This is a genomic window from Glutamicibacter sp. AOP38-B1-38 (assembly GCF_052377485.1).
In the GTDB taxonomy this organism is placed as follows: domain Bacteria; phylum Actinomycetota; class Actinomycetes; order Actinomycetales; family Micrococcaceae; genus Glutamicibacter.
This window is the reverse complement of sequence record NZ_JBQSWU010000018.1, coordinates 75,979-90,228: the sequence shown is the minus strand read 5'-3', so window position 1 is coordinate 90,228 and position 14,250 is coordinate 75,979. Positions and strand designations below refer to the sequence as shown.

At 60.9% G+C, this 14,250-nt stretch carries 17 protein-coding genes and 1 pseudogene; 13 read left to right on the top strand and 5 right to left on the bottom strand.

All coding sequences use genetic code 11. The annotated features are described in order from the left end of the window. The 4 genes and pseudogenes from ACT3TP_RS12065 to ACT3TP_RS12050 form a co-directional block, all read left to right on the top strand. Positions 1–194: pseudogene (locus ACT3TP_RS12065) on the top strand (ABC transporter ATP-binding protein); the annotation flags it as partial. Continuing rightward, positions 194–1,024, top strand: a complete 831-nt coding sequence (locus ACT3TP_RS12060) for an ABC transporter permease (RefSeq protein WP_444615380.1) — start codon at positions 194–196, stop codon at positions 1,022–1,024. The pseudogene ACT3TP_RS12065 and the gene ACT3TP_RS12060, both read left to right, overlap by 1 nt. Before the next feature lie 38 nt (positions 1,025–1,062). Continuing rightward, positions 1,063–2,352: a sensor histidine kinase gene (locus ACT3TP_RS12055; protein ID WP_444615379.1), complete on the top strand. Its 1,290-nt coding sequence runs from the start codon at positions 1,063–1,065 to the stop codon at positions 2,350–2,352. Between the two features lie 3 nt (positions 2,353–2,355). After that, complete coding sequence (locus ACT3TP_RS12050) at positions 2,356–3,057, top strand: response regulator (protein WP_096282863.1); 702 nt, start codon at positions 2,356–2,358, stop codon at positions 3,055–3,057. Positions 3,058–3,123: 66 nt separating this feature from the next. On the opposite strand, the gene ACT3TP_RS12045 is transcribed toward ACT3TP_RS12050, so the two are convergent. Beyond that, on the bottom strand, positions 3,124–3,543 hold the full coding sequence (locus tag ACT3TP_RS12045) for a lipopolysaccharide assembly protein LapA domain-containing protein (protein WP_096282861.1): 420 nt from the start codon (positions 3,541–3,543) through the stop codon (positions 3,124–3,126). 312 nt (positions 3,544–3,855) lie between these two features. Between ACT3TP_RS12045 and ACT3TP_RS12040 the strand changes: the two genes are divergently transcribed. From ACT3TP_RS12040 to rplI, 7 genes are all read left to right on the top strand, one after another. Further along, the gene (locus tag ACT3TP_RS12040) at positions 3,856–5,136 is read left to right on the top strand and encodes a M18 family aminopeptidase (protein WP_444615378.1); all 1,281 of its coding nucleotides are present in this window, start codon (positions 3,856–3,858) and stop codon (positions 5,134–5,136) included. A gap of 144 nt (positions 5,137–5,280) precedes the next feature. Further along, on the top strand, positions 5,281–5,832 hold the full coding sequence (locus tag ACT3TP_RS12035; protein ID WP_444615377.1) for an LURP-one-related/scramblase family protein: 552 nt from the start codon (positions 5,281–5,283) through the stop codon (positions 5,830–5,832). 211 nt (positions 5,833–6,043) lie between these two features. Further along, positions 6,044–8,137, top strand: coding sequence for an acyltransferase family protein (locus ACT3TP_RS12030; protein WP_444620665.1), 2,094 nt, complete (start codon positions 6,044–6,046; stop codon positions 8,135–8,137). Positions 8,138–8,309: 172 nt separating this feature from the next. Next, positions 8,310–8,606 (top strand): 30S ribosomal protein S6, encoded by a 297-nt coding sequence (rpsF, locus tag ACT3TP_RS12025; protein WP_096282853.1) that lies wholly within the window; start codon positions 8,310–8,312, stop codon positions 8,604–8,606. A gap of 58 nt (positions 8,607–8,664) precedes the next feature. Continuing rightward, positions 8,665–9,255 carry a single-stranded DNA-binding protein gene (locus ACT3TP_RS12020; RefSeq protein ID WP_096282851.1) on the top strand — a complete coding sequence of 197 codons (591 nt, stop codon included), beginning with the start codon at positions 8,665–8,667 and terminating at the stop codon, positions 9,253–9,255. Between the two features lie 61 nt (positions 9,256–9,316). After that, positions 9,317–9,556 (top strand): 30S ribosomal protein S18, encoded by a 240-nt coding sequence (rpsR, locus tag ACT3TP_RS12015; RefSeq protein WP_026820365.1) that lies wholly within the window; start codon positions 9,317–9,319, stop codon positions 9,554–9,556. A gap of 17 nt (positions 9,557–9,573) precedes the next feature. Beyond that, positions 9,574–10,032 carry a 50S ribosomal protein L9 gene (rplI, locus tag ACT3TP_RS12010; protein ID WP_096282849.1) on the top strand — a complete coding sequence of 153 codons (459 nt, stop codon included), beginning with the start codon at positions 9,574–9,576 and terminating at the stop codon, positions 10,030–10,032. A 70-nt stretch (positions 10,033–10,102) separates the two neighbouring features. Here rplI and ACT3TP_RS12005 read toward each other — a convergent pair whose 3' ends face one another. Next, positions 10,103–10,486, bottom strand: a complete 384-nt coding sequence (locus tag ACT3TP_RS12005) for a hypothetical protein (protein ID WP_096282847.1) — start codon at positions 10,484–10,486, stop codon at positions 10,103–10,105. Between the two features lie 9 nt (positions 10,487–10,495). Continuing rightward, positions 10,496–10,798: a PadR family transcriptional regulator gene (locus ACT3TP_RS12000; protein WP_444615374.1), complete on the bottom strand. Its 303-nt coding sequence runs from the start codon at positions 10,796–10,798 to the stop codon at positions 10,496–10,498. A gap of 213 nt (positions 10,799–11,011) precedes the next feature. Between ACT3TP_RS12000 and ACT3TP_RS11995 the strand changes: the two genes are divergently transcribed. Next, a complete protein-coding gene (locus ACT3TP_RS11995; protein WP_217990317.1) occupies positions 11,012–11,347 on the top strand; it encodes a helix-turn-helix domain-containing protein in 336 nt (111 codons plus the stop codon). 223 nt (positions 11,348–11,570) lie between these two features. Beyond that, positions 11,571–13,046: an acetyl-CoA hydrolase/transferase family protein gene (locus ACT3TP_RS11990; protein WP_444620664.1), complete on the top strand. Its 1,476-nt coding sequence runs from the start codon at positions 11,571–11,573 to the stop codon at positions 13,044–13,046. A gap of 65 nt (positions 13,047–13,111) precedes the next feature. Here ACT3TP_RS11990 and ACT3TP_RS11985 read toward each other — a convergent pair whose 3' ends face one another. Continuing rightward, entirely contained in the window at positions 13,112–13,735 is a 624-nt protein-coding gene (locus ACT3TP_RS11985) for a TetR/AcrR family transcriptional regulator (protein WP_444620663.1), read from the bottom strand. Positions 13,736–13,839: 104 nt separating this feature from the next. After that, positions 13,840–14,211, bottom strand: a complete 372-nt coding sequence (locus ACT3TP_RS11980; RefSeq protein ID WP_444620662.1) for an SPW repeat domain-containing protein — start codon at positions 14,209–14,211, stop codon at positions 13,840–13,842. Positions 14,212–14,250 lie beyond the last annotated feature (39 nt).

Sequence of the window (14,250 nt, the reverse complement as noted above, 5' to 3'; positions counted from 1 at the left end):
ATGCGGATACCTTGCGCGTCGCCGGCCCGGATTCCGAATCGATCGGCCGCCGTGCCCTGGAAGCCGGAGTCGTGCTGAGCGAGTTGCGTCCACTGCAACGGACCCTGGAAGACGCGTACATGGAATTGACCCGCGACGAGGTCGAATACAAATCACGAATTCTCAACGAAGCAGTTGCCGGAGGAACGAACTAATGAGTACTCAGCTCGCAACCCCAACACGCGGCAAGGTCACCTTCGGTGGTGTGCTGCGTTCGGAATCCATTCGCTTCTTCTCCCTGAATTCCACCCGTATTCTGCTGCTTGTGGCGATCGTGCTCAATATGGGCATTGCCGCCCTTGGCGTGTGGGGAGTTGGCTCCTTTGCCGGCGAGGCCCCGCCGATGCCAGGCGCCCCCGACATGTCAAGTGCGGCCTTTACCGCAGAACTCGTGGGTTCCGGCCTGGCGTTCTCCCAGCTGATCCTCGGCGTTTTGGGCGTGCTGCTCGTCAGCGGAGAATTCACCACCGGTTCGGCGGTGAGCACCTTCTTGGCCAGCCCGCAGCGTCTGCGCGTATTCGCCGCCAAGGCTACGCTGATTACCCTGCTCTGCGCCGTAGTCCAGGTCATCGGAAGCACACTTGCCTACCTGGTATGCATGCCATTGGCCAAGAACTACAACATGGAGCTGAACTACTTCGGCGGTGATTTCCAGAACGTGCTCTGGTTCGGAGTCTTGGCTGTGGTGATGGCTGCGCTGATCGGTTTGGCGCTGGGCGCACTGCTGCGCAACTCTGCAGGTGGGATTACCTCGCTGGTGGCGTTGTTCTTTGTGCTCCCCGCGGTCACCGGGCTGCTCACCTTGCTTGCCGACTGGGTCCAGGACATCGTCCGTTTCCTCCCGGATAATCTGAGCATGTCATTGGCTATGCCGCTGTCCTACCCCAGCGAGCTTGAGCAGTGGCAGCAGCTGCTCGGGGTAGCCGGATGGACGCTGATTCCGCTCATTCTGGCCGCTTGGCTGTTGAAGAGCCGAGACGTCTAAGAAGAGTTGCAGCAGCTGAGCAAACTAGACTGGATGATATGAGCCAAACATCGCTGCAGGAGCCGATAGTCTCCTTCGACGAGCTGGCGGCCAAGCGGATGGGCCGGGTACGCAGGTACCTGCGCACCCATCCGCGTGTGGTCGTTGTGGGAACCGTAGTAATCTACTTCTTCTTGGCGCTCCCCAACACCGTCATGATGGCCTATCTGCCACAGGTACCTCCGGCGCTGTATTTGCTGCTGACGGTGAGTATCGGGCTGGTGCTGCTCTGGCGTCGTAAAGCGCCGCTCACCGTGCTGAGCATCGTTTTTGTCCTTGAATTCGTTGGCATATTGATTGCCGGCCAAGGCGGCGGAATGGGCGGGGTCGGCATGACCATCGCCCTGTATACGGTGGGAACCAGTTATTCTGGCCGGCGTGCGATCCCCATCGCGCTGCTCGCCGGCTGCTTCCAACTGTTGATGATGGTGCTGATGGGTTACCCGGACCTTTCGGATCTGATCGCGCAACCAGATGAAGAAAACCTCGATGACGCTGCGGCTTCCGGTATTCTCATCGGTGTCACCGGCGGGTTCCTGATTGGCATTTACGCCGCGGCCGCGGCTATCGGTACGAACATCCGCAATGCGCGCATCCACGAGGCCGAGCTCAACCACTGGGCCTCACAGGTCTCGCGCCTGGCCCAGGTGCAGGAACGGAACCGTATCGCCCGCGAAATGCATGACGTGGTCGCCCACTCGCTTTCGGTGATGATTGCGTTGTCCGAAGGGGCGCGCGTGGTCGGGCGGCGTGACCAGGAACGTTCCGAGCAGGTGCTCAAGGAGCTCTCGGGCACCGGCCGGGCGGCGCTCGCCGACATGCGCCGCATGCTCGGGGTACTACGCCAGAATGAGACCGGTGAGCCAGAGCTTAAACCAACCGGCGGCAGCCTCGACCAATTGCTTGAGGGCTTCCGTGTTGCAGGATTGCCACTGACCTACACATACACCGGCAAGCAACTTCCCGAAGACGCCGCCTTCCAGCTGACGATCTTCCGCATTATCCAAGAGTCGTTGACCAACTCCCTGCGCTACGCCCACAATGTCAGCAACGTGCAGGTGCGAATGGAACGCTGTACGAGCCAGGTGCGGATCGAAATCATCGATGACGGTGATGCAACCCGTGTGCCAAGCGTCGGCACCGGTCAGGGACTGCGCGGAATGCGTGAACGCGTGGCGCTTTTTGACGGAACGGTGAACGCAGGGCCGGCGGCCAATGGCGGTTGGATTGTCAAAGCCACCTTGCAATTGCCCGAATACAGCACGCAGAATCCAAGGTCCAAGGAGTAGCTGATGGAAGAAAATATTAAAGTGCTGCTGGTCGATGATCAGCCGCTGCTGCGCATGGGCTTCCGGCTGATTCTCGAAGGCGAAACCGATATGCATATCGTGGGGGAGGCAGCAGATGGCCTGGAAGCGTTGACACAGACCGCGGCGTTGACCCCGGACGTGGTGCTGATGGATGTGCGCATGCCGAAGATGGATGGCCTCGAGGCGACCGAACGGATCGCCAAGCAGCATCCGGAAACGAAGATCATCATCTTGACCACCTTCGACCTGGATGAGTACGCTTTTTCCGGTTTGCAGGCCGGTGCCAGTGCCTTCTTGCTCAAGGATGTGGCACCCGAGGAGCTGGTCTCCGCGGTACGGCTGGTTGCTTCGGGGGATGCCGTTGTTGCACCGCGCGTGACCGCGCGACTGCTCGAGACCTATGTGCGCAACGGCGCTAAAGGCCAGCCTGCGAAGAATGCGGAGGCTCCGGAACGCGATCCGCTACTCGATGATCTGACACCTCGGGAGCAGGAAGTGCTGCGCGCCCTGTCCGAGGGGCTGTCCAATGCGGAGATTGCGCATCGGTTCTTCCTCTCCGAGGCGACGGTCAAAACACATGTGCGACGCATCCTGACCAAGCTGCATCTGCGAGATAGGGTGCAGGCCGTGGTCTACGCCTACGAGACCGGATTGGTGATCCCTTCGCAGGGGCTGGACTTCTAAGGTTTTTGCAAAGCAAAGCGCTGCGGGCGGCCTCCAATAGGGGTGCCGCCCGCAGTGCTTTTGAGCCTAGCGGCGCTTCTGCGCCTTGCGCTCTCTCCTGGCGGTGGCACGCAGCTGGATCACGCGGGCAGCCCCGGCTGCCGCAATGAGCAAGCCGCCACCGACTGCGGCAATGAACAGCGCCAGTCCCAGATTCACCTGGCCTTCGTAGCTGAAGTAGCGCAGCGTCACCTGGTCCTGATTCTGGGCAATGAAAATGATGAGCAGCACCAGCACAATGAGCCCCAGCACGGATGCCGTCCAGATCCGTCCGAGCCTGGTGGCGGGCAACTTGGACTCCGGTTCGGGCGGCGGGGTCTTGGTCTTGGATTTTCTCGGTTTGCCGACCGGGTCGGCAACCGGTTTTGCTACGGCAACCTCAGCTGGATCTGGTGTTGGTTCGTGACCAACCGGGATCTCATCTGGGCTGTGAGGAGTCGATGTCATGATTTCGCTCGTTTCCTAGTTGGCTACTTTCTGCCAGCATTGCCCGAATACAGGCACTTCGTCAAGTGCAATACCTTTTGATTCGCTGGTCAGAGCCCTTCGATGTTCACGAATGCCGAAGGTGAGCCATGCATCGAGTCAGTCCGCGGGTCCCCAATCCGGCGCGGACTCCAAAAGTCAGCAGGCAAGTTGCCGAAAACTCCATGGTGTCTTCGTTGGCATAGCCGGTCACGGCAGAAGCCCACTAAGCTGGACAAAGCTCGGCAATTCAGGCCGACACCGCAACCTGATGAAAGAAGTGAGCACCCAGTTATGGCACAAGCCGCAGCAATGGCCCACATTGCAGACCTGGCCGAATACGTAGCGACCTCCCCGTCGAGCTTCCACGCGGCAGCCAGCGCTGCCAAACGATTGGAGGCCGCGGGCTTCACCGCCTTGGACGAATCAGCCGCGTGGAACCTCAGCGCGGGCTCCTACTACGTGGTGCGCGACGGCGCCGTCATCGCCTGGGTCCAGCCCGATGCAGCCACCGCGACCAGCGGTTTCCACATCCTCGGTGCCCACACGGATTCACCCGGTTTTAAGCTCAAGCCCAAACCAACCACCGGCTCCAACGGATGGTGGCAGGCAGGCGTCGAGGTCTACGGCGGTCCGCTGCTGAATTCCTGGCTGGACCGCGAACTGGTGCTCGCCGGACGCCTGGTGCTGCGCGACGGGTCAGTGCACCTGGCGCAGACCGAACCACTGCTGCGCATCCCGCAGCTCGCGATTCACCTGGACCGCCAGGTCAACGAAGGCCTGACCTTGGACAAGCAGTCCCACACCAACCCGATATTCGGCGCAGGGGATCTGGCAGACGCGGACATCCTAGGCATTCTGGCGGCCTCAGCGGGCGTGGACCCGGCCTTGGTTGCGGGCTATGACGTGCTCACCGCTCCGGCTCAGCGCGGCGAGGTCTTCGGCCACGGCAAGGACTTCTTCGCCAGTTCGCGACTGGACAACCTCACCAGCGTGCATGCCGGGCTGATCGCATTGACCGGTTACTCCCGGAATCCCTCGGGCAACCGCATCGCCATGCTCGCCGCCTTCGACCACGAGGAAATTGGTTCGGCATCGCGTTCCGGTGCCAGCGGTCCGTTCTTGGAAGAACTGCTGGGCCGGATCCAGGCATCCTTCGGCGCGAGCACCGAGGATACCGCCCGGGCGATGTCGGCCTCGGTTTGCCTCTCCGCGGATGCCGGCCACGCGGTGCACCCGAACTATGCGGAGCGTCACGACCCGGCCAACCGACCGCAGCTCAACGGCGGTCCGTTGCTGAAGATCAATGCCAATCAGCGCTACGCCACCGACGCGGTCGGGGCGGCTGCCTTCGCGAATTGGTGCGAGAACGCAGGAGTTCCATACCAAGAGTTCGTCTCGAACAACCGGGTACCGTGCGGTTCGACCATCGGCCCGCTGACCGCCACCCGTTTGGGCATCCGCACCCTGGACGTAGGCGTCGCGCTGCTTTCCATGCATTCGGCACGCGAGATGTGCGGCGTTGACGATCCTTGGTACCTCTCGAAGGTTTCCCGCGAGTTCTTCGGAGCCTAGGCAAAAATGAGCTCAGCTCCAAATGAACTCAAAATCTTGCTCTGATTCTGAGTTCATTTGGAGTTTGAGTTGGTCGTTGCCGCTGGATCCGCTGGCCGCTTCGAACCTCGGGGTACCGCGGCACATGGTGGCATAATCGCCTGCATGACGATCTTCGCTCAAGACCTGTTGGTGTTCCAGCAGACGAAAAACATCTCGAAGAATGACTTCGCCATCAGGGACGGCGCTGGCGTGCAGGTTGCCCACGTTGAAACGGGTGGCAGCGCGCTGGGCCGAATGTTTGCCGGGGCCCGGCAGCTTACGGTCTTCGATGGTCCAGGCAATCCGGTCCTACAGGTGAAAGACACCATGACCTTGGGCCGCGACCGCTTGGAAATCCTAGATGGGCAGGGCAATCCGCTGGCTAGTCTGGTCAAGCGAATCACCTTCTTCAAAACTCGAATCACCATCGATTTCCAGGGCGAAGAGCTGGAAATGTCCGGTGATATCTGGGGATTCGATTTCCAGGTCACCGGGGCTGTGGGTGCGCTCGCCAGCGTTTCGCGCGAATGGTCGGGTATGGGCAATGCCCTGCTCGGAAAATCCACCTATGCCTTGCGGCTTGCCCCAAGCCTCACGATTGGGCAGCGTCAGGCCGTCATCGGTTCGATCTTGGCCCTCGATCTTATTCGGGAGAAGCAAAAACGTAGCAGCTGATGAGAGTTCCGCGCCTTATTCTCCCGGGCACGTTCATCGGCGAGGCATAGCAGCTTGATACCGAGCCAACAGCGCCCCGGATCGGCAGGTGGGTGGCGATACGGTTTTTGGCTTCTTGCGGCTGCCGCACAGGGGATTGGTACCTGCCGATGGCCTGCGGGTCATCGGCTGGTTGCTATCCGTTAACCCGGCGGTGGTCGGATAGGACTCTATGAGTTCTCCTTCTGCTGCCCCCAAGAACTTCCGGCCCGAGATCCAGGCGTTGCGTGCCCTCGCGGTCCTTTTGGTGGTTGCCTATCACCTGGAGCCTGGACTATTGCCCGGCGGTTATATTGGCGTGGATATCTTTTTCGTGATCTCCGGCTTCTTGATCACCTCGCACCTTTTGCGCGAGGCGCAGCGTACCGGAACGGTGAACCTGGCGTCCTTCTTCGCCGGGCGTGCCCGCAGGATCTTGCCGGCCGCAATGCTCGTCATTCTGGTGGTCGTTGCGGCGGCCCTGGTCATCTTCCCCAAAACCCTATGGGGGACAGTCGGCGTGCAGGCCCTCGCCTCGGCCTTCTCGGTGCAGAACTGGGTGTTGGCCGCGGATTCCGTGGACTACCTGGCGGCCGAACAGGCACCCGGACCGCTGCAGCACTTCTGGTCCCTAGGGGTTGAGGAGCAGTTCTACCTGTTCTGGCCGCTGCTCGTGCTGGCGGTCTGCATGCTGGTCAAACACAACCTTCCCGGCCCGCGAGCCGATCGCTTTGCCTCCCGCCGGCGGATGCTGTGGATCGTCTTTACGGCTACTGCCCTGATCTCCTTGGGCTATTCGATCTTCACCGGGTATTCCGGGAACCCGGCCGGCTACTTCATCACAACCACCCGCATCTGGGAACTGGCGGCCGGCGGGCTGCTCGCCCTTGCCGCGGATGGGCATGCGCACGGTGCCTTCAGGCTGCCGCGCTGGGCCGGCTCCTGGTCGGTGCGCAATGCCCTGGTGCTGCTCGCGCTGACGGCAATTCTCGGTGCGGCCTTCAGCTATGACGCGCAGACCGTATTCCCCGGCATCGCAGCCGCCCTCCCGGTGCTTGGCTGTGCGGCCATCATTGCCGCAGGCAGCACCTCGGGTCCCGGTTCGTTGCACGCGCTGGTGAATTTTGCTCCGGTGCAGTGGGTCGGCATGGCCTCATACTCTTTGTATCTCTGGCACTGGCCACTGATAGTTTTCGCCATCCACCTCACCGGGCATGATCCGACCCCGGTGGAATCATTGGCTCTCTTGGCAGGATCCCTGGCATTGGCCTGGGCCAGCCTGCGTTTCGTCGAAACCCCGGCACGCCATTGGCGGCCAGTGGCGGCCTCCGCGAAGCGCTCGCTGCTCGCAGGGGCCACGATGATCGCGGTGGTTGCATCGGTGGCGCTGGTTCCGGGCGTTGCGCAGCGCGAATCGATCGAACGCGAGCAGCAAGAAGTCGCGGCGCTGCTGGCGAACCCGCCGGCCGGCTTCGGCGCCGCCTCCGTATCCGTTGGCGCCCCGGCCTATCTGGCGGATCAGCCCCAGATCATTCCGGTGCCGGCAACGGCCGAAGACGATCAGCCGGATTTAGGCGAATGCGTGCAGGACCCGCAATCCACCCGGATCAAGGAATGCGAATTCGGCAGCGAGGATGCCACTTTTGCGGTGGCCCTGGTCGGCGACTCCCACGCGGCCCACTGGTTCGAGGCGCTCGCCGGCCACGCCAAGGAGCGCGGTTGGAAGGTCGTGACCTATTTGAAGAACTCCTGCCCGTTCAGCGCCGAGAGCCGAACCGCAGAACGCGAGGGAGGGATCAACTGCGCCGAAGCCAATGAGCAGACGCTGAAGAAACTGAGCGAACGCGAGGACCTCAACGCGATCGTTGCGGCTAATTGGGGCGGAGCGAGTTTCGTGGGGGATGCGGGGCGCGGATACGCCGAGCAGTGGGGCAAGCTCGAAGACGCGGGACGCCAGGTGTACGCGGTGGTCGATACGCCGCGGCCGCCGCAGGATTCCTACGCGCGGGACTGCGTGGAGCAGCACTCCTCTAACCCGGAGCAATGCTCCTTCGAAAAGGAGTCCGCCTTCGAAGAGGGGGATGCCACCCGGCAGGCCGCGAAGCTTGAGCCGCGGGTTCAGGTGCTGGATTTCAGCGATCAGTTCTGCATCGACCAGCGCTGCCCGGCGGTCATCGGAAATGTACTGGTCTACCGGGATAAGCATCATGTTTCGGACACCTATATGCGCACGTTGGCGCCGGTGTTCGGCGATCGTCTGGAAGCTGCGATGGACGGCGAGCAATAAAGAGATCATGATCTAGGACACCAAGGGTTCTGCCTAGACCGACATCTCGGGTAGGATTGAAAGGTCTGTGCTACTGCACGCCCGAAACTTGGGTGCCGCGGAGCACGGATAACGCAAGAACCTCCTGTTGCGGAAATGCCGCGACCGTTTAGCCCAAAGGAGGTGGGTTCACATGCGTGCTTATGAACTTATGGTCCTCATCGATCCAGAGGTCGATGACCGCACCGTAGAACCAACCATCGAGAAGTACCTCGAGGTTGTTCGCGCTGCTGGTGGATCGATCGAGAAGGTCGATATCTGGGGACGTCGCAAGATGTCTTACGAGATCCAGAAGAAGGCAGAAGCCATCTACATCGTGGTGAACTACACCGCGGATCCAGCTACTTCGTTCGAGCTTGAGCGCCAGCTCAAGATCAACGAGCAGATCCTGCGCCACAAGGTCACCCGTCCGGAAGAAGCCCGCGTTTAATTACGCTGGCAACATCTTCCGTTGTACGACAAACGTTCATTCTGAGTAAGGAGAGTCAATGGCAGGCGAGACTGTTATTACCGTCATCGGAAATCTGACCGCCGATCCGGAGCTGCGATTCACGCCATCCGGTTCAGCCGTAGCGAACTTCACGATCGCTTCGACTCCTCGCACCTTCGATCGCCAGTCCAATGAATGGAAGGACGGGGAAGCCCTGTTCTTGCGTGCATCGGTGTGGCGAGAGGCTGCAGAAAACGTAGCCGAGACGTTCACCAAGGGCATGCGAGTCATCGCCCAGGGTCGTCTGCGCTCGCGTTCGTACGACACCAAGGAAGGCGAACGTCGCACCGTCATGGAGCTAGAGGTCGATGAAATCGGCCCGTCGCTCCGTTTTGCATCCGCCAAGGTAACCCGTACCCAGCGCTCCGGCGGTGGCCAGGGCGGCTTTGGCAACAACGCCGGCGGTGGAGGTTTCTCCAACGCGCCGCAGCAAAATGCCCCACAGCAGCCGCAGCAACAGCAGCCGCAGCAGGGCGGTGGATGGAATGCTCCATCCAACGACCCGTGGAGCACCGGCGGCAACTCCGGCGGTAACAACGGCGGCGGCGGTGGCTGGGGTAACCCAGGCAACGACGAGCCACCTTTCTAACAATTATTTATTCACCATCCCGCAGATCTCTCTGCGGGCTCCAAACCTAAGGAGCTCCACGATGGCTAAGGCTGAAATCCGTAAGCCCAAACCAAAGTCCAATCCCTTGAAGGCCGCTGACATCACCGTCATCGACTACAAGGACGTAGCGTTGCTGCGCAAGTTCATCTCTGATCGCGGAAAGATCCGCGCTCGTCGCGTGACCGGCGTATCGGTTCAGGAACAGCGCAAGATCGCACAGGCAATCAAGAACGCACGTGAAGTAGCCCTGCTGCCTTACTCCGGCGCTGGCCGAGGCTAAGGAAGAGGGATAGCAAAATGGCAAAGATCATTCTGACTCACGAAGTATCCGGTCTGGGTGCTGCGGGCGACATTGTTGAGGTAAAGAACGGCTACGCCCGTAACTACCTCCTTCCACGCGGGTTCGCACTCGTGTGGACCAAGGGCGGTGAGAAGCAGGTTGAGTCCATCAAGGCTGCTCGTGCCGCTCGTGCCGTTGCAAACCTTGAGGAAGCTCAGGCAATTGCGGCGAAGCTGAAGTCCCAGCCGGTGAAGATCACCGTCAAGGCTGGCGCTAACGGCCGCCTGTTCGGCACCGTTAAGACCGCTGACATCGCTGACGCAGTTGAGGCTGCCGGTCTGGGTAAGATCGACAAGCGCAACGTTGAGGTCAACGACCACATCAAGTCGACTGGCAACTACAGCGCAACCGTTCGCATTCACGCGGATGTTGTTGCAAACCTGAAGCTTCAGGTTGTAGCTGCTGCCAAGAAGTAAGTCTGCTTAGACTCACCTCTTTTCAATGGGTGGTGCATTCTCCGCAAGGGGAGTGCACCACCCATTGGCGTTAACGGCTCTTCCGCACACGCGCCAAGAAACGTGAGAAGTCGATAGTGATTCCAAGTGCGATCAACCCCCAAGCCGGGAGCCAGGTCATCGCAAAGTTGGCCAGGCCTTCGGAATTTTTATCACGCGTAATTAGCTGAATGAGCACCCAGAGCACGGCGAGGATCACGGCGGCAGCGAGAAACGCGGCACTTCCTTTTGGCTTCTTGCCCTCGGGGAAGCTTTTCGCGTATTCCCCAGGCGTGCCGAAACTGCTCGTGGCTTCTTCGTAGCTGCTGCTCTCGGAGTCGACTTCGCGCACGATGTCACGAATGGTATCGATGGCAATATGGCGTGATGTCAGGCTCGTGCGGAGTTCATCGATATAAGTTGCAACGCTGCTCATGTGGTGCTCCTAGGCAATCTGGCGTAGCCAGAGTCGAATTTCTCGCAGGGTCTGTTGGCCCTGTTCGGTGATTGTGAAGTTCTTGCGCGCCGGTCCGCGGTCGGCGAGTTCCCATTCGGCTGCGATATCTCCGGCCTCTTCCATGCCGCGTAGCAGCGGATACAAGGTGCCGCTCTTGATCCCGGTGATGCCGAGCTCATCGAGTTTTGAAAGCATGGAATAACCGTGGCTTGGCCTCTGGAGCAATTGGCCCAAGATCACCACGGGCAGCATGGAACGCTTGATCTGATGAACTACCTTATTTTCGTCCATGACTTAAGCATGATTCGTACATAGCCAGGATCTCATCCCGCTTTTGGATGAAATTTCCCGGTGTCCCCTAGTCAGTACCGCTTGCCGGTATTTAATGCCATGTCGAAACCCTGTGTTGGTCCATAATTCATCGAAATGACCCGCACGAATGCCGTCATAATCATTGGGGAACGCTGCCGCCGCCCATAGCCTCGAATGTGAGAGTGGCTATGGTTGACGAAAACAAGAGAAGCGGTGGAACACATGGGCTTTGCGTATGCCGATCCGGATGTATTAACTGACTCCCAGCGCGACGCGGTTGCCGAGCATCGGCGTACCGTGCAGGAGGAATCCCGCAAGCTGTCGCTGCGCGAAATGCGTGAAGAAGCGCAATTGAGCCAGGTGGAACTAGCCGCAATGCTGAAGCTCAGCGTTGATCGCGTCGCCCGCATGGAAACGGGGGATATCGACCGCGTGCAATTCGCCACCTTGCGCCGTTACGTCGAAGCGATGGGTGGCAGGCTGCAGGCAAGGGTTGTAGGCGAAGTCGTTCATGTGGAGCTGAGCTAGGCCACGAGGTCACCTGGGGCCAGACCGGTCAGCGCAAATTGGACGCATCTCGTCGCTAATATCCCCACCTATCGCGCATAAGGCCTAGTAGAGGTCCAACTGCGGGCGAATAACGGCTAAAGTATTCCGGTGAGATGCAGGTTATAGACCTGCATCACAAGGAAGTTTAGAAGGGGTTATTTTGCACGAGCGTATTCACCACCGAGCCTTTGTTGACCGTTTGATGAGTGCCGAACAGGCGGCAACTTTTATCAAACCCGGCATGACAGTGGCCATGAGTGGCTTCACCGGTGCGGGATACCCCAAGGCGGTACCGGGCGCGCTCGCGGCGCAGATGGAACACCAGCATGGCGAAGGCAAGGACTTCAAGATCAACGTGCTCACCGGCGCCTCGACCGCCCCCGAGCTTGACGGAGTGCTGGCCAAGGCCGAGGGCATGAATCTGCGCCTACCGTATATGTCCGATCCGGAACTGCGCCGCCGCATCAACGACGGCAACATGGAGTACATGGACATTCACCTGTCCCACGTCGCCCAGCACGCCTGGTTCGGCTTCTACGGCAAGATCGATGTAGCTATCGTCGAGGTAGTCGGGGTGACCGCAGAAGGCGACCTGATCCCTTCCAGCTCGGTGGGCAATAACAAGACCTGGCTGGAGATGGCAGACCGGATCATCATCGAGGTCAACACCCAGCAGTCCGCCTCCTTGGACGGCATGCACGATATCTACTACGGCACCGCGCTGCCACCGCACCGCAAACCCATCGACCTGACCACGGTGCGCGACCGCATCGGCCAGAAATACATGGATATCGACGTCACCAAGGTGGTCGCGGTCGTCGAAACCGACGCGCCCGACCGGTTGAGCCCCTTTGCCCCGGTGGATGAGACCAGCACGCAGATTGCCGATCACCTGCTCGACTTCCTGGATTACGAGATCCGCGCCGGACGGCTCACCGAGAAGCTGCTGCCACTGCAGTCTGGTGTGGGAAACATCGCCAACGCGGTGCTCGCAGGGCTGGCCCGCGGCGGCTACAAGGGCTTGACCGCCTACACCGAGGTCATCCAGGACGGCATGCTGGAGCTGATCAAGGACGGCACCATCGAGTTCGCCTCCGCCACCAGCTTCTCCCTGTCGGCAGCGGGCATCGAGGAGTTCAACAAGCACGTGGCCCACTACCGCGAACGCATCTTGCTGCGCGCCCAGGAGATCTCCAACCATCCGGAGATCATCCGCCGGCTGGGCTGCATCGCGCTGAATGGCATGATCGAGGCGGATATCTACGGCAACGTGAACTCCACCAATGTGCTCGGCTCCCATGTGATGAACGGAATCGGCGGCTCGGGCGACTTTGCCCGCAATGGCTACCTGTCGGTGTTCATGTCTCCCTCGATGGCCAAGGGCGGCAAGATCTCGGGCATCGTGCCCATGGCCAGCCACGTGGACCACACCGAGCACGACACCATGATCCTGATTACCGAACAGGGACTGGCCGATCTGCGCGGGCTGTCACCGAAGCAGCGCGCCCAGCTGGTTATCGACAAGTGCGCGCACCCCACGTACCGTCCGATGCTCCAGGACTACTTCGACCGGGCCCGGAGCGAAAGCTACGGCAAGCACACCCCGCACCTGCTGGGCGAGGCCTTGAGCTGGCACCAGCGCTACTACGAGACCGGGGATATGCGCCTGGCCCGGTAGTAGTCCGCCGCATACCGTGCAGCGAGCCCGCGAGAACCCAAGGGTTTTCGCGGGCTCGCACTCGTTCACTGCCCCGAAATCATCCCGGAGCAGACCAGATCCGCGGCCAGGCGCAGTTCCGGGGCGGAGCGTTGCCCGCCGGTTGCAGCGCCCAGCAGCGGCGGAGCCCCCAGAAAGCTGGCCCAGAGCCGGGCGGCGGCCTGCAGAAATCGCTGATCCACCGCGGAGGTCACGCTCAAGCTCAGCACCTGCTCGATGGACCGCTCGAGATCATGCAGGTAACGCGCCAGGGCGGCTGCCACCTCGGCGTGGGTATGCTGTTCGCGCCACAGCACCACTCGGAGCATTGTGGAACGCGCTTGCTCCGCGCAGTAGCGTTCGGCGATCTTCACGAGGCCCGAGGCAGGATCGCCGGGAACTGCCAGCGCGCCGGAATCGATCTCCGTGCCCTGCAGGCGTTCCTCCAGCAAGGCGGTGAGCAGGGCGAACTTCGCCGGGAAATAGTAGAACAGGAGCCCTTTGGGTACTCCGGCATCCCTGGCGATATGCGAGGTAGGGGTCCCATCGAAGCCTTGCTTCGCGAACAGCTGTTCGGCGGCGTCCAGGATGCGGGTGCGCGCGGTGGCCCCGGTTTCGTCCTTGGCGCGATTAGAGTGCTTGCCACCATGGGTCGGGGTGCGCAGGGGCATGGGGGATCCTTCCGCGGTTGAGCTGCGGGCAAGAATGACGCGTGCGGCTCAGCGGGCTCTGCCCGCAGTCCCGCACGCGTCCGGTTGCGTGTTGCCGGTGGTTGTCAGTGCGCGGCCCGCGTACCGCCATGGGTTTCGTGGCGCATGTGCATCGCCGGTGCGATCGCCCAGAGGGAAGCAACCAGGCCTACGGCGCCACAGATCCATGAGACCCAAGAAGCAGTGGCATAGCTGCTTGCATAGGATCCGAGCCAAGGGGCGACGACCATGAGTGCGCTGACCGCGGCCAGAATCCACTCCAGGCTGACCAGCCGTGGCATGGCGACACTCCATATGCCGACAACGACCATCAGGGCGCCAAGGCCCACCATCAGGTTCATGGACATCGTGGTGCCCGTGACCCATGTTGTCGACAGCGCGGCGTAGGCGCCAGCCACCACGACAACCCAATCTTGCCACCGAGTCCACTTCTTCATTGAAAGTCACCTTCCTAGAGGTCGGAGTGCTCCCTTTGG

What these genes read in the sequence shown, in the direction of transcription:
- ACT3TP_RS12060 (WP_444615380.1), top strand. Translation starts at nt 194, where the DNA reads ATGAGTACTCAGCTCGCAACCCCAACACGCGGCAAGGTCACCTTCGGT.
- ACT3TP_RS12055 (WP_444615379.1), top strand. Translation starts at nt 1,063, where the DNA reads ATGAGCCAAACATCGCTGCAGGAGCCGATAGTCTCCTTCGACGAGCTG.
- ACT3TP_RS12050 (WP_096282863.1), top strand. Translation starts at nt 2,356, where the DNA reads ATGGAAGAAAATATTAAAGTGCTGCTGGTCGATGATCAGCCGCTGCTG.
- ACT3TP_RS12045 (WP_096282861.1), bottom strand. Translation starts at nt 3,543, where the DNA reads ATGACATCGACTCCTCACAGCCCAGATGAGATCCCGGTTGGTCACGAA.
- ACT3TP_RS12040 (WP_444615378.1), top strand. Translation starts at nt 3,856, where the DNA reads ATGGCACAAGCCGCAGCAATGGCCCACATTGCAGACCTGGCCGAATAC.
- ACT3TP_RS12035 (WP_444615377.1), top strand. Translation starts at nt 5,281, where the DNA reads ATGACGATCTTCGCTCAAGACCTGTTGGTGTTCCAGCAGACGAAAAAC.
- ACT3TP_RS12030 (WP_444620665.1), top strand. Translation starts at nt 6,044, where the DNA reads ATGAGTTCTCCTTCTGCTGCCCCCAAGAACTTCCGGCCCGAGATCCAG.
- rpsF (WP_096282853.1), top strand. Translation starts at nt 8,310, where the DNA reads ATGCGTGCTTATGAACTTATGGTCCTCATCGATCCAGAGGTCGATGAC.
- ACT3TP_RS12020 (WP_096282851.1), top strand. Translation starts at nt 8,665, where the DNA reads ATGGCAGGCGAGACTGTTATTACCGTCATCGGAAATCTGACCGCCGAT.
- rpsR (WP_026820365.1), top strand. Translation starts at nt 9,317, where the DNA reads ATGGCTAAGGCTGAAATCCGTAAGCCCAAACCAAAGTCCAATCCCTTG.
- rplI (WP_096282849.1), top strand. Translation starts at nt 9,574, where the DNA reads ATGGCAAAGATCATTCTGACTCACGAAGTATCCGGTCTGGGTGCTGCG.
- ACT3TP_RS12005 (WP_096282847.1), bottom strand. Translation starts at nt 10,486, where the DNA reads ATGAGCAGCGTTGCAACTTATATCGATGAACTCCGCACGAGCCTGACA.
- ACT3TP_RS12000 (WP_444615374.1), bottom strand. Translation starts at nt 10,798, where the DNA reads ATGGACGAAAATAAGGTAGTTCATCAGATCAAGCGTTCCATGCTGCCC.
- ACT3TP_RS11990 (WP_444620664.1), top strand. Translation starts at nt 11,571, where the DNA reads ATGAGTGCCGAACAGGCGGCAACTTTTATCAAACCCGGCATGACAGTG.
- ACT3TP_RS11985 (WP_444620663.1), bottom strand. Translation starts at nt 13,735, where the DNA reads ATGCCCCTGCGCACCCCGACCCATGGTGGCAAGCACTCTAATCGCGCC.
- ACT3TP_RS11980 (WP_444620662.1), bottom strand. Translation starts at nt 14,211, where the DNA reads ATGAAGAAGTGGACTCGGTGGCAAGATTGGGTTGTCGTGGTGGCTGGC.